This window comes from Kitasatospora sp. NEAU-69, assembly GCF_057158765.1.
Window position 1 is genome coordinate 309258 of record NZ_JBWXUE010000003.1, and the last position, 16933, is coordinate 326190.

At 73.1% G+C, this 16933-nt stretch carries 16 protein-coding genes; 5 read left to right on the forward strand and 11 right to left on the reverse strand.

The window, feature by feature from the left end; translation table 11 throughout:
- Positions 1-31: 31 nt before the first annotated feature.
- Positions 32-676: an HAD family hydrolase gene (locus AC060L_RS05650; protein WP_483797361.1), complete on the forward strand. Its 645-nt coding sequence runs from the start codon at positions 32-34 to the stop codon at positions 674-676.
- 70 nt (positions 677-746) lie between these two features.
- On the opposite strand, the gene AC060L_RS05655 is transcribed toward AC060L_RS05650, so the two are convergent.
- Positions 747-1766, reverse strand: a complete 1020-nt coding sequence (locus tag AC060L_RS05655) for an LLM class flavin-dependent oxidoreductase (protein ID WP_483797363.1) — start codon at positions 1764-1766, stop codon at positions 747-749.
- 91 nt (positions 1767-1857) lie between these two features.
- Between AC060L_RS05655 and AC060L_RS05660 the strand changes: the two genes are divergently transcribed.
- Complete coding sequence (locus tag AC060L_RS05660) at positions 1858-2847, forward strand: aldo/keto reductase (protein WP_483797364.1); 990 nt, start codon at positions 1858-1860, stop codon at positions 2845-2847.
- 92 nt (positions 2848-2939) lie between these two features.
- Here AC060L_RS05660 and AC060L_RS05665 read toward each other — a convergent pair whose 3' ends face one another.
- The 6 genes from AC060L_RS05665 to AC060L_RS05690 form a co-directional block, all read right to left on the reverse strand.
- Positions 2940-3755, reverse strand: coding sequence for a winged helix-turn-helix domain-containing protein (locus AC060L_RS05665; protein ID WP_483797366.1), 816 nt, complete (start codon positions 3753-3755; stop codon positions 2940-2942).
- A 98-nt stretch (positions 3756-3853) separates the two neighbouring features.
- Positions 3854-4078: a hypothetical protein gene (locus AC060L_RS05670; RefSeq protein ID WP_483797367.1), complete on the reverse strand. Its 225-nt coding sequence runs from the start codon at positions 4076-4078 to the stop codon at positions 3854-3856.
- Between the two features lie 166 nt (positions 4079-4244).
- On the reverse strand, positions 4245-4814 hold the full coding sequence (locus AC060L_RS05675) for a GTP-binding protein (protein ID WP_483797442.1): 570 nt from the start codon (positions 4812-4814) through the stop codon (positions 4245-4247).
- A 31-nt stretch (positions 4815-4845) separates the two neighbouring features.
- Complete coding sequence (locus tag AC060L_RS05680; protein WP_483797368.1) at positions 4846-5304, reverse strand: DUF742 domain-containing protein; 459 nt, start codon at positions 5302-5304, stop codon at positions 4846-4848.
- The gene (locus tag AC060L_RS05685) at positions 5301-5708 is read right to left on the reverse strand and encodes a roadblock/LC7 domain-containing protein (protein ID WP_483797369.1); all 408 of its coding nucleotides are present in this window, start codon (positions 5706-5708) and stop codon (positions 5301-5303) included. The genes AC060L_RS05680 and AC060L_RS05685 overlap by 4 nt, the downstream gene beginning before the upstream one ends.
- On the reverse strand, positions 5705-8554 hold the full coding sequence (locus tag AC060L_RS05690; RefSeq protein WP_483797370.1) for a sensor histidine kinase: 2850 nt from the start codon (positions 8552-8554) through the stop codon (positions 5705-5707). The genes AC060L_RS05685 and AC060L_RS05690 overlap by 4 nt, the downstream gene beginning before the upstream one ends.
- A 548-nt stretch (positions 8555-9102) precedes the next feature.
- Here AC060L_RS05690 and AC060L_RS05695 point away from each other — a divergent pair.
- On the forward strand, positions 9103-10929 hold the full coding sequence (locus AC060L_RS05695; RefSeq protein ID WP_483797371.1) for an AMP-dependent synthetase/ligase: 1827 nt from the start codon (positions 9103-9105) through the stop codon (positions 10927-10929).
- Positions 10930-11145: 216 nt separating this feature from the next.
- Entirely contained in the window at positions 11146-12486 is a 1341-nt protein-coding gene (locus AC060L_RS05700; RefSeq protein WP_483797372.1) for a chitinase, read from the forward strand.
- 87 nt (positions 12487-12573) lie between these two features.
- Here the strand turns inward: AC060L_RS05700 and AC060L_RS05705 are convergent, their stop codons facing one another.
- Together AC060L_RS05705 and AC060L_RS05710 are read right to left on the reverse strand one after the other, a co-directional pair.
- Complete coding sequence (locus AC060L_RS05705) at positions 12574-13338, reverse strand: SGNH/GDSL hydrolase family protein (protein ID WP_483797373.1); 765 nt, start codon at positions 13336-13338, stop codon at positions 12574-12576.
- A 251-nt stretch (positions 13339-13589) separates the two neighbouring features.
- Positions 13590-13958, reverse strand: coding sequence for a VOC family protein (locus tag AC060L_RS05710; RefSeq protein ID WP_483797374.1), 369 nt, complete (start codon positions 13956-13958; stop codon positions 13590-13592).
- A gap of 266 nt (positions 13959-14224) precedes the next feature.
- Between AC060L_RS05710 and AC060L_RS05715 the strand changes: the two genes are divergently transcribed.
- Positions 14225-14896 (forward strand): hypothetical protein, encoded by a 672-nt coding sequence (locus tag AC060L_RS05715; protein ID WP_483797375.1) that lies wholly within the window; start codon positions 14225-14227, stop codon positions 14894-14896.
- A gap of 49 nt (positions 14897-14945) precedes the next feature.
- On the opposite strand, the gene AC060L_RS05720 is transcribed toward AC060L_RS05715, so the two are convergent.
- Together AC060L_RS05720 and AC060L_RS05725 are read right to left on the reverse strand one after the other, a co-directional pair.
- Positions 14946-15545, reverse strand: a complete 600-nt coding sequence (locus tag AC060L_RS05720) for a hypothetical protein (protein ID WP_483797376.1) — start codon at positions 15543-15545, stop codon at positions 14946-14948.
- Positions 15546-15720: 175 nt separating this feature from the next.
- On the reverse strand, positions 15721-16842 hold the full coding sequence (locus AC060L_RS05725) for a hypothetical protein (RefSeq protein ID WP_483797377.1): 1122 nt from the start codon (positions 16840-16842) through the stop codon (positions 15721-15723).
- Between the last annotated feature and the right edge of the window lie 91 nt (positions 16843-16933).

Genomic DNA, 16933 nt, shown 5'->3' on the forward strand with positions numbered 1-16933 from the left:
ACCGCAAAGCCCCGCCCGGTAGGGTGTGGGCGTGATCGAACTGGTGATCTTCGACTGCGACGGCGTCCTCATCGACAGCGAACGGCTGGCGGTGCGGGTGGACGCGATCGTCCTCAAGGAGCTCGGCTGGCCGATGGGCGAGGAGGAGATCGTCGAGCGCTTCGTCGGCCGCTCGCACGCCTCGATGACCGCCGACATCGAGGCGCACCTGGGCCGCAAGCTGCCCGCCGACTGGGACCGCGAGTTCCGCCCGCTCTACGACGAGGTCTTCGAGCGCGAGCTGACTCCGGTCGACGGCATCCTCGACGCGCTCGACGCGATCACCCTCCCCAGCTGCGTCGCATCCAGCAGCAGCCACCGCAGGCTGCACCAGACCCTGGGCCTGACCGGCCTGCTCGAACGCTTCGACGAGCGGATCTTCAGTGCCCAGGACGTCGCGAACGGCAAGCCGGCCCCCGACCTCTTCCTGCACGCCGCCCGCAGCCTCGGCGTCGCCCCGGAGGCCTGCGTGGTCGTCGAGGACAGCCGCTTCGGCCTCGCCGCCGCCCGCGCCGCCGGCATGCGGTCGTTCGGCTACCACGGCGGCCTCAGCCGTCCCGAGCAGCTGGCCGGTCCGGGCACCGTGCTCTTCGACGACATGCGCAAGCTGCCGGAACTGCTCCGCGCGGCAAACTAGGGCCTGTCCGGGCGATCTTGCCGGGCGCGCGACGCCGGGCGCTGATCCGACAAGATCGCCCGGACAGGCCCTAGTTGATCTCGCGGCGGATGACCGGTGCCACCTCCGTCGCGAACAGCTCCAGCTGCTCGTGCTGCACCTCCTCGGTGAGCGCGTCCACGCCGATGCCGACCACCTCGTTGCCGAAGGCCTCGTGGTAGCGATGGATCTTCTCGATCACCTGCTGCGGGCTGCCGACCAGTGCCGAGCCACGCGCCAGGGCGTCCTCCAGCGAGGCGAACGGCGAGTTGTTGTGCTTGCCGGCGGCCGAGTCGAAGAGCGCGTCCCAGTACGGGCGGAAGCCCGCCACCGCGTCCTGCGAGCGCTTGGCGAGGAAGAGTCCGCCGAAGCCGGTGCCGACCCTGGCGTCCTTCGGGTCCCGGCCGTAGTGCGCCCAGCGCTCGCGGTAGTGGTCCACCAGCGCGGCGTACTTCTCCAGCGGGTGGAAGCTGTTCGCGGAGAAGAGCGGGTCGCCGTAGCGGGCGGCCAGGTCGGTGGACTGCGTGCTGGTGGCGCTGCCGTGCCAGACCGGGATCGGCTGCTGGTACGGGCGCGGGTACGTGGTCACCCCGTCGAGGGCCGGACGGGTGCCGCCCGACCAGCTGACCCCCTCCTCGCGCCAGAGCCGGTGCAGCAGGCCGTAGTTCTCCGCGAGGTACTCCCACTGGCGCTCCTCGGCGAGCCCGAAGAGACCGAAGTGCCGCGGGTCGTTGCCCTTGCCGATGATCAGCTCGACCCGACCGCCGGAGAGCTGGTCGAGCATCGCGTAGTCCTCGGCGACCCGGACCGGGTCCAGGATGCTGAGCACCGCCACCGTGGTGAAGAGCCGGATCCGGGACGTCCGGGCGGCGATCGTGGCGAGCAGCACGGGGGGCGCCGGCGAGAGGAACGGTTCACCGTGCCGTTCGCCGACGCCGTAGCCGTCGTAGCCGAGCCGCTCGGCCGTGACGGCCTGGTCGATCACGTTCCGGTACTTCTGGGACGCGCTGTACTGCCGCCCGGTGACCGGATCCGGGCCGTTGGAGAGCAGGGACGAGACGATGAACCGCATGGTGATGACTCCTCGACACACATCGTGAACGACGACACCGCGGCAGCTGCCGGGTGCACCGACCGCCCCGCCGACCTGGCAGGATGCCGGTATGACCTACCTCGCGGCCGAATCCCGCTACGCCTCGATGACCTACCGCCGTGCCGGGCGCAGCGGCGTCCAGCTACCCGCCGTCTCGCTGGGGCTGTGGCACAACTTCGGCGACACCCAGCCGCTGGACGTGCAGCGCGCGGTGCTGCGCCGCGCCTTCGACCGGGGTGTCACCCACTTCGACCTCGCCAACAACTACGGCCCGCCGTACGGCTCGGCCGAGCGGAACTTCGGCACGCTCTTCGCCCAGGACTTCCGCCCGTACCGGGACGAACTGTTCATCGCCAGCAAGGCCGGCTTCGACATGTGGCCCGGCCCGTACGGCGACGGCGGCAGCCGGAAGTACCTGATGGCCAGTCTGGACCAGTCGCTCGTCCGGATGGGCCTGGACTACGTGGACGTCTTCTACTCGCACCGCTACGACCCCGACACGCCGCTCGAGGAGACCATGGGGGCGCTGGCCTCGGCGGTCCGCCAGGGCAAGGCGCTGTATGCGGCGATCTCCAACTACCCGGCCGAGCAGCACCGCGAGGCGATCGCGATCCTGCGCGAGCTGGGCACCCCGGCGCTGCTCAACCAGTCCCGCTACTCGATCCTGGACCGCGGGGTGGAGGACGGCGTGCTGGACGCGGTCGGTGACACCCAGACCAGCCTGATCGCCTACTCCCCGCTCGCCCAGGGTCTGCTGACGGATCGTTATCTCGGTGGCGAGGTGCCGGCCGGCTCCCGGATGTCGGTCGGGCACTTCCTCAAGGAGGAGGCGCTCACCGGCGAGAAGCTGGAGCGGCTGCGGGCGCTGGACCGGCTGGCCGGCCGGCGCGGGCAGACGCTGGCCCAGCTGGCGCTCAGCTGGGTGCTGCGCGACCAGCGGGTGGCCTCGGTGATCATCGGCGCGAGCAGCGTGGCCCAACTCGACCAGAACCTCGACGCGCTGGCGGCCGGGCCGCTGAGCGCCGAGGAGCTGGCCGAGATCGACCAGCTGAGCGGCTGAGCCACTGAGCGGCTGAGCCGCCACCGATCGGCCGCTGCCCACCGGGAACCCGGCGCCGGGCAGCGGCCGATCGGAACGTCGGAGGCAGAGCGTCAGATCCGGTTGGTGGGTGCGTACTTGTAGCCGACCCGGCGGACCGTGACGATGCTGTCCCGGTGCGCCGCGCCCAACTTGCGTCGCAGCCGGGCCACATGGACGTCCACCGTGCGGCCGTCGCCGACGTGGCCGTAACCCCAGACGGCGGAGACCAGGTGGTCGCGGGTGTGCACGCGCTGCGGGTGCTGGGTCAGGTGGGCGAGCAACTCGAACTCCAGGTACGTGAGATCGAGCAGCCGGCCGTCCACGTAGGCGGCCCGGCGGTCGAGGTCGACGTTGATCCCGCGACCGGTCGGCCACCCCGGCCGCTCCGGGTGAGCTGCGCCGGGCTGCGGGGCGGCGACCGCAGGAGCGACGGCCGGCGGGGCGGCGACCGGGGACAGAGTCGGGGTAGCCGGGGCAGCCGAAACGGCCTGGGCAGCCAGGGCCGCCGGATCGGCGGCCGGCACCAGGACCAGGTAGCCGACCATCGGCTGGCTGCCCTGCTGAGCGCCCAACTGGGCGCCGTACTGGGCCAGTAGCGCCTGCGGCAGCGCCGAGTGCGGCAGTGCCGCGACGACGGTCGCCCCCTCCGGCAGCACGACCGGCAGTCCGCCGGGGTGCGCCGCAGGCTGAGCGGCGGGCTGGGAGACCGGCTGAGCGGCGGCCGGATGGCCGGCCGTCAGCGGTGTCGGCGCGGGTGAGGGGTACGGCGCGGCCACGTTCGGGTGCCGGCGCTCGGCGCCGAGCGGCGCCGCACCGACCGAGCGGACGGCGCGCAGGTGCGGGGTGGCGGCCGGCGGGGTGAGGGTGGCCGAGGAGGAGGAAGACATGAGGCAGCTCTTTCGCGCAGGACGGTCGGGTGGGTGTCGTCTGCGCGTCGACGGGCTCAGCTGTCCGAACCGGTGTACCGGGGTCGGTTGACCGCGGATCAGCTGTGGGCGAGCCGGGACGCGCGAGGCGAGCCCGGACAGGTCTGGTCGAAGTGGTGCGGCTGCCGGGACGGCCAGAACGGCTCGAGGTCCTGCTGACCTCGGCTGCGGTCCACGGTGATGTGCACTCCCTGAGTGAAGCGGATCCCGGGGTCGGAGCGGCGGACCTGCCCGGCGCGGCGCGGTACTTCCCGTCGGATCGACGGCGTACGGCCTGCGGTCATGGTGCTCCCCTCCCCCAGTGGTCCGGACCAGGCGCGGGTCTCGCGCCTCGGCGGTGCGATCCGAGCGTTCCACGACGACCATGGAAAGGGCAAGCCTGATCGCGATTCAGCCCACACTCCGACCATCGGCGTCCCACATGCCGAGAAATCAGGGAATCATGCCTGCTCAGCGGCTTGGCGCCGAGACCTGACGCTCCGCCGCATGCTGGACGAGCCGGGCCAGCAGCTCCTTGCCGTCCTCACGGCGACGCGCGTCGCAGAGCAGCACCGGCACGCCGGGGTCGAGGTCCAGTGCGGCCCGGACGTCCTCGACCGCGAAGACCTCGGTTCCCTCGAAGCAGTTCACCGCGATCAGGAACGGGATGCCGCGCCGCTCGAAGAAGTCCACCGAGGGGAAGCAGTCCGCGAGGCGCCGGGTGTCCGCGAGCACCACCGCGCCCAGCGAGCCGCGCGCCAGGTCGTCCCAGACGAACCAGAACCGGTCCTGGCCGGGCGTGCCGAAGAGGTAGAGCGCGAGCCCGGGGCGCAGGTCGATCCGCCCGAAGTCCATCGCCACCGTGGTGGTCCGTTTGGCCTCCACCCCGGCCGTCGAGTCCAGCGGACGGCCGAGCTCGCTGAGCCGCTCCTCGGTGCGCAGCGGCCGGATCTGGCTCACGGCGCCGACCAGCGTGGTCTTGCCGACGCCGAAGCCGCCGGCCACCAGGATCTTCAGTGCGACCGCCGGCGCACCGGCCACCGCGCCGCCCGGACTGCTGGGCGACGGGCGGTCAGAGCGCGCGGAGTCCACTGATCACCTCCCGGAGCAGGCTCTCGTCCGGGAGTTCGGCGAGCGGGACGGGGCGGGTGACATCGATCAGGTCGGCGTCGTGCAGATCGCCGAGCAGGACCCGCACCACGCTGACCGGCAGGTCGGTGTACGAGCCGAGCTCGGCCACCGAGAGCGGCTCCCGGGCGCAGAGGTCCAGGATCGCGTGGTGCTCGGGATCCAGCACGGGCTCCGGCAGGATCGGATCACGGTCGGCCGGATCCCGCCGGGTGACCATCGAGATCAGGTCGAAGAAGCCGTCACCGGCCGGCCGGGTGCGCCCCCTGGTCATCGCGAACAGGCGCACCACCGGGCCCGCCTCGTCGTCGAACCAACACTCCCCTGCGGCGTCCTGACTGTCCGCCGGTAATTCGGCGGCCGCCGTCCGCTCGGCCGCCGAATCCTCCGCCGGGCCGGTCATCCGGCCGGCGTCCGCGGTTCGGCGGCCAGGTGCTCCCCGACCCGCTTCACCAACAGCGCCATCTCGTAGGCGATCTGGCCGATGTCGGAGTCGGCGTCGCTCAGCACGGCCAGGCAACTCCCGTCGCCTGCCGCGGTGATGAAGAGAAAGGCCTCGTCCAGTTCGACCATGGTCTGGCGCACGCCGCCGACCCCGAACTGCCGGCCGGCGCCCTTGGCCAGGCTGTGGAAGCCGGCCGCCACGGCGGCCAGGTGCTCGGCGTCCTCGCGCTCCATGCCGCGGGAGGCACCGGTGGCCAGGCCGTCGCTGGAGAGAATGACCGCATGTCGCAGCGACGCGACCCGGCCCACCAGGTCGTCCAGGAGCCAGTTGAGGTCGCCGGACGGCTGGGTCATTGCGGTCATCGATCGTTTCCTTCCGCTACTGCGGGTTGTGCTGGGCTTGGTGCTACCGGCAGAGCCGGGGGTACGGGGGACGGGGTCGGCGCGCGCCGTGCGGCCGGCCCGGCCGGGGCCGGCGGGCGCGCGGAGCCCGCCTGATCAGACGGTGTTCGTGGGGCGGATGGTTCCGGGACGATCCGACCGGCTTGCCACCGCCCGGACGCGCCGGCCGGAGCACCCGGCGGCCCGGCCCCGGCCGGATCGGTGCTCGGCGGCTCGGTGCTCAGCGACCCGGCCCCGGGCGAGTCGGTGCTCGGCGACCCGGCGCTCGGTGATTCGGCGCGGCCCCGGCTGAAGCCGCGCTGGAACGAGCTGAACGCCGCCCGCGCCTCCTCCGGCGAGCGCTCGCGCGACGATGCCTGCGGCTGCGGCTCGGCCGCGCGCTCGGTCAGGCGCAGTTGTGGGGCCAGGTTGGCCTGGCGCACCCGGCGGGGCAGCAGTCCGCCGGCCACCGGCAGCGGGGCGGACACATCCTCGGCCGGCGCCGTCGGCTCGACCGGATCGGTCAGCGCGGTCGCCGCGTCCGAGCCGGCCGCGCCCGCGTCCACCAGGTCCGCCCGCCGGTGCCGTCCGGTCGCGCCCGCCGCACCCGGGGCCGACGGCACCAGGACCGGCCCGCCCGCCGTCCGCCGCCGGGGCAGCCCGCCGGGCGTGGGTACGGGCTCGGTGCCGGCCGGCTGCGGCCCGGTGACCGACCGCTTGTGGCTGCGCACCCGGCCCTCGCCGCGGCGCGGCAGCTCGCCGCCCGCGCCGCCGGCCACCGCGACCAGCTCCCGCTGCCGCGGCCCCGCGCCACCCGGACGAACGCCGCCACCACCACCGGCAGCGACACCGGCAGCGACACCGGCACCGGCACCGCCGGAAGCACCGCCAGCACCCGCAGCCGCACCCGGCCCGCCCATCGCGACGCCGCCCGGCACCTCGGCCAGCAGCTCACGCGGTATCAGCACCACCGCCGTGGTCCCGCCGTACGGCGAGGCCCGCAGGTGCACCCGGATCCCGTGCCGCCGGGCCAGCCGGCTGACCACGAAGAGCCCGAGCCGGTCGGTGTCCGCCAGGTCGAACGGCTGCTCGATCTCCAGCCGCTGGTTGATCCCGGCCAGCGCCTGCTCGCTCAGCCCGAGCCCGCGGTCGTCGATCTCCAGCGCGAAGCCGTGCGCGACCACCTCGCCCTGCACCGTGACCTGGGTCTGCGGCGGCGAGAACACCGCCGCGTTCTCGACCAGTTCGGCGATCAGGTGGGTCACGTCGGCGACCGCGTTGCCGAGCAGCCCGGTGCCGGGGAACGGCCGCACGATCACCCGTGCGTAGTCCTCCACCTCGCCGACCGCCGCACGCACCACGTCCACCATCCGCACCGGCTTGCGCCAGGCCCGGCCGGGCGAACCGCCGGAGAGGATGATCAGGCCCTCGGCGTGCCGGCGCATGCGGGTGGTCAGGTGGTCCAGCTTGAAGAGGTCCTCCAGCTCCCCCGGGTCCTCGGTGCGCCGTTCCATGGTGTCGAGCAGGGTCAGCTGGCGGTGCAGCAGCACCTGGCTGCGCCGGGCCAGGTTGACGAAGACCGCCGAGACGCCGCGGCGCAGCTCGGCCTGCTCGACGGCGGCCTGCACGGCGGTGCGCTGCACCGCGTTGAAGGCCCGGCCGACCTGTCCGATCTCGGCCGGGCCGTAGTCGAGTTCGGGCGCCTCGGCCGCGATGTCCACCGGTTCGCCGTCACGCAGCCGCTTCATCAGCGAGGGCAGCCGGGCGCCGGCCAGGTCGTGGGCGGCGTTGCGCAGCCCGATCAGCTGGCGGACCAGGCCGCGCCCGATCCGGAACGAGATCAGCACCGAGAGCACGATCGCGACCAGGCCGACGCCACCCGCGATCACCCCGCGCCAGAGCAGTCCCATCGCGTACGACCGGGCCTGCTGCCCGAGTTGGTCGGCCAGCTGGGTGTTGAGCGTGCCGAGCTCGCCGAGCGCCTGGTCGGCGTCCTGCCGCCAGGGCATCCCGAGGACGTTGTGCACCGAGTCGGCGGGCTCCGCCGCACTCTGGAACTCCGTTTCGGCGATGCCCAGTTCGGCGAAGGCGGGGTCGGTCCAGAGCGCCCGGTACTGGTCCTGGGCGGGCTGGTCGAGTTCGTCGATGTAGACGGTGAAGAGCGCCTGCTGGTCGTGCATCGGGTCGACCACGGCCTGGTAGTCGGTCGCGGTCGGCGCGGCGCTGTGACCCATCGCCTCCATCGCCGCGTCCTCCTGCGCGAGGAACTCGCGGGCCCGGGCCAGCTCGACCAGGACCGTTCCCTGGCGCGGGAGTTGGCCGGTCTGCTTGGCCACGAACGCGGACCGGGCGGTGAACTCGGGACGGATCAGCTCGCTGTACTGCCCCAGCGCGAACTCCCAGGCGAGCGCGTCCTGTGAGACCTGGCCGCGCAGCGTGCCGAGCTGGCCGGCCGCGTTCAGCACGTCGTTCAACCGGGACCGGGTGGTCGGATCCAGCCGGCCGGCGCCGGTCCCGTTCAGCTGCTGCCGCAGCGCCAGCACGTCCTGGTCGGTGACCGCCTGGGCCTTCTGGTAGTCGTCCTGGAGGCCCGGCCCGCCGGGCTGGGCGAGCCGGATCACCGCGGCCCGGCGCTCCTGCTGGAGGTCGCGGACGAGCTGGTCGAGCGGAGTACTGAAAGCCCGGTAGGTGGACGCGACGTTGAGCTGGCTCCAGAAATCGCTGGTGGTGACCATGGTGGCGTAGGCCCACAGGCCGACCAGCGCCACGATGGGCACCAGGAGCAGCGCGATGATCTTCGCGCGGATCGAGCTGCTGCGCAGACGCATGGAGTCCTCGGTCAGGTGAGCCCGCGGCCGGGCAGGCCGATCCGACCCGACGGGGAGTGTCAGGCCGATGGATCTGCGCGAGCTTACTACTCTCCGCTTACTCGTTCGACGGGTCTCGGAGATCGATTTCCAACTGTTCCGAAACCCTCCTGTGAAATGTCCGCGAGCGGCCGTCGGGCCTGGTCGTTGGCAGGCGCATGACCGTTGTGCGGATCGGTTCCTGACAGCCCTTCCGGGCCCCGGCGGCCGCGTCCCACCCCAGTCGAACGAGGTGTGCCGAAGCGGCCGCGACCGTGGCACCGACCCGCCCGGACGGTGCCGATCCGGTGAGGGATCCGCCCAACCCTGGGCAGCACCGCACGGATCCGCTACCTTCGCTTGCGGGTCGCGCAGTCGTCACCGCCGGCCGACCAGGGGACAACAGAGAGCAACAGAGAACAGAGAACAGAGAACAGGGAACAGCGAGAGCAACAGGGCGCGGCCGAGGCAGGGCGGCCGCGGACGGCGCGGCGCCGGACACCGCGGCCGCGAAGGAGCCGGGGAGGATCGTGCGCGAGCTGAGCACCCCGCCACTGGCACAGCCCGCGCCCGGCGGACTCGCCGACTCGGTCTACGAGACGGCCGAGCTCACCCCTGCACTCGTCCAGCTGGCGCGTCGCGCGGCCGGCTCACCGCGCTGGACCGAGGTCACCGCGGCCCGCTTCCGCGACGAGGTGCTCGGCCTGGCGAAGGGTTTACTCGCGCATGGTGTGCGGTTCGGCGACCGCGTCGCGCTGATGTCGCGCACCCGCTACGAGTGGACGCTGTTCGACTACGCGCTCTGGTCGATCGGCGCGATCCCGGTCCCGGTCTACCCCACCTCGGCCGCCGAGCAGGTCCGCTGGATCCTGGCCGAGACCGACGCGGTGGCCTGCGTGGTGGAGAACGAGGACCACGCGATGACGGTCGGCGCGGTCTGCGACGCGCTGCCGCAGCTGACCGGGATCTGGCAGCTCGACCAGGGCTGCGTGCGGCGGCTGACCGCGGACGGCGCGGGCATACCCGACACCCTGGTGCACCGTCAGCGCCACGCGGTCACCGCCGACTCGATCGCCACCGTGATCTACACCTCGGGCACCACCGGCCGCCCCAAGGGCTGCCTGCTCACCCACGGCAACTTCACCGCCGAGGCCGACAACATCCTGGCCGGCTGGCAGGACGTCTTCGGCGCGAGCGCCGGCGAACAGGCGACGACGCTGCTCGTGCTGCCGCTCGCCCACGTGTACGGCCGGATGGTGCAGGTGGCGGCGGTCCGCGGCGGGATCCGGCTCGGCCACCTCGCCGAACTCGGCGCGCAGGTGCTGCTGCCGGCGCTGGCCTCCTACCGGCCGACCTTCCTGCAGGCCGTCCCCTACGTCTTCGAGAAGCTCTACGACTCGGCCCGCACCGCCGCCGAGGAGGCCGGGCGCGGCGAGCTCTTCGCGCAGGCCGTCGAGACCGCGGTGCGCTGGGCCCGGGCCGGCGAACGCCGGGCACTGGGCCACGGCACCGGCCCCGGACCGTCCCTGCGGGTGCGTCATCTCGCCTACGACCGGCTGGTCTACCAGCGGATCCGCGGCGCGCTCGGCGGGCGGGTGCGCAGTGTGATGTGCGGCGGCTCCTCGCTCAGCCGCGAACTCGGCCTCTTCTTCGCGGGCGCCGGGATGACCCTCTACGAGGGCTACGGGCTGACCGAGACCACCGGCGCGATCACCGCGAACCCGGCCGGGGCACCGAAGTTCGGCACGGTCGGCAAGCCGGTCCCCGGTGCGGCGGTCACCATCGCCACGGACGGCGAGGTCTGGGTGCGCGGGCCGAGCGTCTTCGGCGGCTACCTCAACCACCCGCGGTGCACCGCCGAGGCGCTGCACCGCGGCTGGCTGGCCACCGGCGACCTCGGTTCGCTGGACGACGACGGCTACCTGACCATCACCGGCCGCAAGAAGGAGGTGATCGTCACCAGCAGCGGCAAGAACCTGGCACCGGCCGCGCTGGAGGAGCGGGTCCGGGCGCACCCGCTGGTCGCGCAGTGCCTGGTGGTGGGCGACAACCGGCCGTACGTGGCGGCGCTGATCACGCTCGACCCGCGGGCGCTGGCGCACTGGCGGCTGGCCCACCGGCGGGCACCGGCAGACGAGTGGGCGGCACTCGCCGACGAGGAGCTGCACGCCGAGATCCAGCGCGCGGTGGCGGCCGCCAACACGGCGGTGTCGCGGGCCGAGTCGATCCGGGCGTTCCGCCTGCTGCCGAGGGAGTTCACCGTCGAGCAGGGGCTGCTGACGCCCTCGCTGAAGCTGCGCCGACAGGCCATCATCGACTGGTACGCGGCGGACGTCGAGGAGCTCTACACCGCCTGAGCCGGCACCCGGGCCCGGTGTCCTGGCCTGGCGCGGGGCACCGGACCCGTCCGGCACCGACCTCAAGCCAGGATTAAGTCGACGGCCGATCCCTTGACCTCCCGGATGGTCTAGTCCACTTTATTGGGCAGGTCCGTGCGACACCCGCTCCGCGCTCCCCCACACCGTGCGCGGCGCAGTCCTGCTCTGCCCATTTCCGAAAGAGGCCTCCACCCGATGGAACGCACTCAGCCACCACCCGCGCCCGCCGTCGCCCCCACCGCCGGCCGGCACCGCCGCCGTCGCACCACCGCCCTGACCGCGGTCGCCGCGTTCGGCCTGCTGGCCGGCGGGATCGCCGCCGTCGCCACCGGCGGCTCGGCCCTCGCCTCCACCACCGGCACCACGGGCACCACGGGCACCACCGGCACGGCCGGCAGTGCGCTCGCCTCCAACTGGTACGCCTCGGCGCCGTACCTGATGCCCGAGGACAACAGCCCGCCGGACGCCGCCGCGGTGATGGACGCGACCGGCCAGAAGGCCTTCCAGCTGGCCTTCATCCTCGACTCCGGTGGCTGTACGCCCGCCTGGGGCGGCACCTCCTCGATCGACACCGACACCACGATGCCCGCGGTGATCCAGACCATCCGCGCCAAGGGCGGTGACGTCTCGGTCTCGTTCGGCGGCTACGGCGGCACCAAGCTCGGCCAGAACTGCGGCACGCCGGACGCGACCGCCGCCGCCTACCAGAAGGTGATCACCAAGTACTCGCTCAAGGCGATCGACTTCGACCTCGAGGAGCCCGAGTACGAGAACACCGCGGCGATCCACAACGAGATCGGCGCGGCCAAGATCCTGCAGCAGAACAACCCCGGGATCTACGTCTCGATCACCACCGCCGGCACCACGGCGGGCACCGGCTGGTTCGGCACCCAGATGCTGAACGAGGCCAAGTCGGACGGCTTCACGCCCAACAACTACTCGATCATGCCGTTCGACGGCGGGTTCAACGGCGGCGCCGCGCAGACCGCCGCGCTGGTCCAGTTCAACACCATCCTGCAGAACACCTTCGGCTGGGACCAGGCCACCGCCTACGCCCACGAGGGCGTCTCGATGATGAACGGGCGCACCGACGCGGCCGAGTACTTCACCCAGGCCGACTTCCAGACCGTGCTGGACTTCGCCACCTCGCACGGGCTGGCCCGCTACACCTTCTGGTCCGTCAACCGCGACCGGCAGTGCACCGGGGCGGTCGACCCGGGCCTGTCGGGCTCCTGCTCCAGCGTGGCGCAGAGCGACTGGGACTTCACGAAGTACACGGTGAAGTTCGCCGGCGCGACCCCGCCGGTCACCCCGCCGAGCACGCCGCCGGTGACCCCGCCCGTCACGCCGCCGACGACGCCGCCGAGCACGCCCGGCGCCTGCACGCTGCCGGCGTGGAGCGCGGCCACCACGTACACGGCCGGGAGCAAGGTCTCGTACAACGGGCACGACTACCACGCCAAGTGGTGGACGCTGAACGAGATCCCGACCGCCAGCGGCCAGTGGGGCGTCTGGGCCGACGACGGCGCCTGCTGACACCTGATCCCCAGCGGTGACGGCGGCCCCGGGAGAGCCTGAGAGCTCTCCCGGGGCCGCCTTCTCGCTGGATCAGGCCTTGTTGGATCAGGCCTTGTTGGAGAACACCGGCAGGTAGCCGTACTGCTGGCCGTCCGCGGTGGGGTGGTAGCTCTCGTCGATCGGCAGCGTGGTGCTGTGCAGCCACTCGTCGTCCGAGCAGATCTCGTGGCCGCTGAAGGTGCTGCGGACGTCGGCGAACGTGAAGTTGCCGTACTTCGCGACCTCGTTCGCGGTCACCTGGTCGATCGTGTCGGCAGCGCCGTCGATCGCGCTGCGGGAGGTGTCGCTGATGCCGAACCAGCAGTCCCCGGGAACCTCGTAGAGCTCCGGGTAGCCGAGCACCACGACGTGCGCGCTCGGCGACTTGGCGCGGATCGCCGAGTAGACCTGGTCGAGCTGGCCGGGAAGCGTGTTCTTGGCGTAGCCCTCGGCGGTCTGCACCGCGCTCAGGCAGGAGCTGGTGCCGTCGAGCACGCAGGTCTCCATGGTGTTCGAGAAGCCGGCGTCGTTGCCGCCGATGGTGATGCTGACGAGCGTGGTGCCGGAGTTGAGCGCGGAGAGCTGGCTGCTCAGTACGTCCGTCGTTCTGGCGCCGGAGCAGGCGACGGACGAGAACGACGAGGTGCTGTTCGCGGCCGCCCAGAGCTCCGGGTAGGCGCTGTAGCTACGGCTGCAGCTTCCGCTGGAGCTGTCGTAGTTGCCGGCACCGACGCCGGCCGAGTAGGAGTCGCCGAGGGCGACGTAGTTCACCGTCGCCGCGTTGGCGGGCGAGGCGAGGATGAAGCTGGTCGCTGCGAGCAGCGAAGCCATGATGGCACCGGACACGACACGGACGGGACGCACTTGCACCTCCACAGAAGTGTGACGCGGGCCACTCTGTGGTACCAGTGGCGCGCTCCCAGCGGAAGTGCCCATGCCAAAGATGTTGACACGAATTCTCGTATCAACAGCCGAAGTTGGCCTCGATGTCGGCCGACTTTCGCGTTTGCTCGCACTGGGCGGCCGGACCATGACCGACCGTCATCACGGCGGTCGGTCAACGGCCGGTCATGGCCTGCCCGCTACTCCCCGTCCCCGCAGACCACTTCGAGCTCGAAACCCTGACCGTCCACCAGGTGCACCGTCTCGCCGGTGTCCACCCGGAGCGTCCACCCGGCGGCCAGCGCGGCGCCGACGGCGGCCCGCGAACCGTGCACCGCGAGGTGGTTCAGCCCGGCGCGCATCCGGTCGTGCCCGCCGGGGCGCAGCGCGGGCGACTGCTCCAGCACCAGGTAGCAGTCGCCGAGCCGCCAGCTGCGGCCGGCCTGCCAGCTCTGGAACGGTGAGCAGCCGAGCGCGAGCAGCACCGGAGTCCACTGCTCCTCGGCCAGCACCAGGTCGTCGACCCATAGTTCGACGTGATGGAAGAGACCTTTACTCGGCCCGGACATGGCATTCCCCCTCGGTCGCCAACGACCCTAGCCCACACCGGTGCGCCAACCGGCCGGTAACACGAAGCCCACCCGGCACACGGATCACGCACCGCACCGCGGCGGATGCGTGGGAGTCCGCCTTGGGACGTCACACATCACGCACGAAGGACGAATCCGTCGCCGCGCCGGCATTACAGCCTGATCACAAGCTGACGGTGCGCCAGGGGAAGCTGTCAGGCTGTGCCTCCGTCAGCCGACCACCCCTCTCCCCTCCGAGGACCACCGTGCCCAAGACCCTTCCCGTGCCCCCCGGCTGGGGCCAGCCGCAACCGCCCGCGCCTCCGAAGAACCGGAAGGGCCGGAAGATCGCGGGGATCGGGTGCGGGATACCCGTCGGCCTGATCGTGCTGCTCGGCGTGATCAGCGCGATCGTCCACCCGCCGAAGACCACCCCGACGGCGGCCAGGACGACGCTCTCCGCCCCGGCGACCGCGAGCTCGCCCGCGGCGGCGCCGGCCGCCACGGCGCCGAGCGCGGCACCGAGCCCGCCGGCCACCGCGATCCCCGAGCCGACCACGCCGAGCAGCCCGCCAGTAGCGGTGCACACCACGCCGGCCGCGGTGACGACGCACCAGCCCGTCCCCGCGCACACCCCGGCGGCGCCGACGCCGCCCGCGCCTGCGCCCGCGCCGACCCACACCCTCGCCGCTCCCGCGCCGGCGCCGCAGCCGACCGAGCCTGCCGAGCCGCCCGCTCCGGCCCAGCCGCCCGCCCCGGCCCCGACTTCGGCAGCCGGCGGCCCCGCGGCGTCGGGTGTGATCATGGCGCCGAGCGGCAACTACTACCGGGCCGGTGAGTTCTGCCCGGGTGCGGACCTCGGCAAGTCCACGGTCGACAGCCACGGCACCGGCATCACCTGCGTCCAGGACAACGGCTACAACCGCTGGCGCTACTGAGCCACGCCACGGCGCCCCGGGTGCCCCGGGACTCAGGGCCTGTCCGGTCCTACGAGAAGACCTCGCAGCCGTTGGTCGGCAGCTCCTCGATCACCTCGTTGGCGGCCGCCGGCACGCCCAGGTACGCGACCGCCGTGCGCACGGCGGCGCGGGCCTGCCGCAGGCCGGGGGCGCCCCAGCCGAGCAGCTCCACCGCGAGGCCGGGTGCCACCAGGAGGCGGCGGTAGTGCCGTCCCGAGGCCGGGTCGGGGACGCTCGGGCCGACCCGGCGCAGCGCCGCCGCCATCCGGACCCGGGCGCACTCGTGGCCGCCGTTCGCCGAGCCGACCCGGTCGTAGAGGTAGCCCAGGTAGTACGCCGGCCCGATCACGGCCTGCGCCTCCTCGACCGCCTCCCGGGCCAGCGCCGCGGTCGGATCCCCGCAGTCCTCGGCCTCCAGCGAGCCGCCGGGCAGGCTGACGATGCCGTCCCGCGGGTTGACCAGGGTCAGCACCCGGCCGTCCGGCGCGAAGAGCCAGCCCCAGGACTGCTTGACCGGCAGCCACTCCGGCACCGGCTCGCCGGGACGCCACGGCCAGCCCGCGGCCGGGCGGCGCCGGACGCGGCCGAGCAGGTCGGCGATCTCTGCGCTGTACTCGATCCGCGGCATGCGTCCCCCTCCGGTGTCGGGCCTGTCGGGCCGGCTGTCGTGTGGCATTACGGCCGGCGCGCAGGCGCGTGGATCGGGGATCGCGCGAGGTCCGACCTGTTGATCTTCCCCGAACAGGCGGTCGATGAACAGTCCTCGCGCCCGCATGGGGCATGGTGCGGCGGCCGACGTCAACTCACTTGCGCTCCTGTTCACCGGCCCCGCCGGCCGTCGGCCCCGGCCCGCGGGGCGCACCCGGCGGCCGAACCGGACGGGTCGCCGAACCCGTGGTCGAACGTGCGATCGGATGCCAGGGACCAGGGCCGGGATCGCGGTGGGACCCAGGGCCAGGATCGGGGTGGGGGCCGGGGTGGGGCGGCGGCAGCGCGAAAGCCGCCCGCACCAGGACCGGACCGCGCTGCGCCTGCGCGCGGTGCGGCAGTCGGGCGAGCAGGGCCCGCAGGCCGTCCGCGTCCAGCGCGGCCGTCCGGCCGGCAGCCACCGCCCAGCCGCGGGCCACCGGTGGCCGGGGTCCGAGTCGGGCCCGCGTACCCCGTCCGGTTCCGGCCCCGCCGGCAGCCGGGCCGCGCCGCGGCCGTCCGCTGTGTGCCAGCAGCTCACCGGGCCAGCGCGCCGCCAGCCCGGCCGCCAGCGTGACCCGGAACGCCTCCGCAGCCCGCTGCGCCGCGAACCGCCGACCGTGCTCCACGCAGACCTCGGCCTCGGCCACCAGCTGCTCCGGCCCGTCCCGCTCCCCCAGCCGCAGCGCGAGCCGGTGGCAGCCCTCACCCAGCCCGGCGACCAGCGCCCGGTACAGCACGCCCGCGTAGTCGAGCTGCGCCGCCCCCGCGCCCGCCCGGTCCCGCAGCAGCTGACGGGCCACCGAGATCCGCACCCGGGCCAGGTGGTCGCCGACCAGCTCGGGCAGCAGCTCGGCCAGCGGCTCCCCCGCGTAGACGAACGGCTCACCGGCCAGCTCCGGATCGGCCGCGTACGCCACCCGGGAGGCCGGGTCAGCGGGCGGGAGGCCGCGAAGCGCGCAGAAGTCGGCGAAGTCCGCCGGCTCCAGCACCCGCAGGTGCACCTCCACCCCCTCGCCCGCCATCGCCCGCAGCTGGGTCTCGGTCCGCCGCAGGTAGCGCGCGTACTCCTCGGCAGCGAACAGGCCGAGCCGTCGCAGCCGCCGGAAGTCCGCGGCGTCCGCCACCAGCGCGAGCGCCACCGGCTGGATCGACCGGCCCGCCCGGTGCCCCGAACCGGACAACGCCACCGCCGCCGAGCCCACCGACTCCGCCGAACCCAGCCACGACCAGGTCATGCCGACCACGCCCTTCCGTCCGCACCGTCTCTCCTGCCGACGCCGCCGACCATACACAGCGCGACTGACAATCCACCCTGCGTGACAACGG

Coding starts and splice junctions, on each gene's coding strand:
- AC060L_RS05655 (WP_483797363.1), bottom strand. CDS start 1,766: ATGCGGTTCATCGTCTCGTCCCTGCTCTCCAACGGCCCGGATCCGGTC.
- AC060L_RS05660 (WP_483797364.1), top strand. CDS start 1,858: ATGACCTACCTCGCGGCCGAATCCCGCTACGCCTCGATGACCTACCGC.
- AC060L_RS05665 (WP_483797366.1), bottom strand. CDS start 3,755: ATGTCTTCCTCCTCCTCGGCCACCCTCACCCCGCCGGCCGCCACCCCG.
- AC060L_RS05670 (WP_483797367.1), bottom strand. CDS start 4,078: ATGACCGCAGGCCGTACGCCGTCGATCCGACGGGAAGTACCGCGCCGC.
- AC060L_RS05680 (WP_483797368.1), bottom strand. CDS start 5,304: ATGACCGGCCCGGCGGAGGATTCGGCGGCCGAGCGGACGGCGGCCGCC.
- AC060L_RS05685 (WP_483797369.1), bottom strand. CDS start 5,708: ATGACCGCAATGACCCAGCCGTCCGGCGACCTCAACTGGCTCCTGGAC.
- AC060L_RS05690 (WP_483797370.1), bottom strand. CDS start 8,554: ATGCGTCTGCGCAGCAGCTCGATCCGCGCGAAGATCATCGCGCTGCTC.
- AC060L_RS05700 (WP_483797372.1), top strand. CDS start 11,146: ATGGAACGCACTCAGCCACCACCCGCGCCCGCCGTCGCCCCCACCGCC.
- AC060L_RS05705 (WP_483797373.1), bottom strand. CDS start 13,338: ATGGCTTCGCTGCTCGCAGCGACCAGCTTCATCCTCGCCTCGCCCGCC.
- AC060L_RS05710 (WP_483797374.1), bottom strand. CDS start 13,958: ATGTCCGGGCCGAGTAAAGGTCTCTTCCATCACGTCGAACTATGGGTC.
- AC060L_RS05720 (WP_483797376.1), bottom strand. CDS start 15,545: ATGCCGCGGATCGAGTACAGCGCAGAGATCGCCGACCTGCTCGGCCGC.
- AC060L_RS05725 (WP_483797377.1), bottom strand. CDS start 16,842: ATGACCTGGTCGTGGCTGGGTTCGGCGGAGTCGGTGGGCTCGGCGGCG.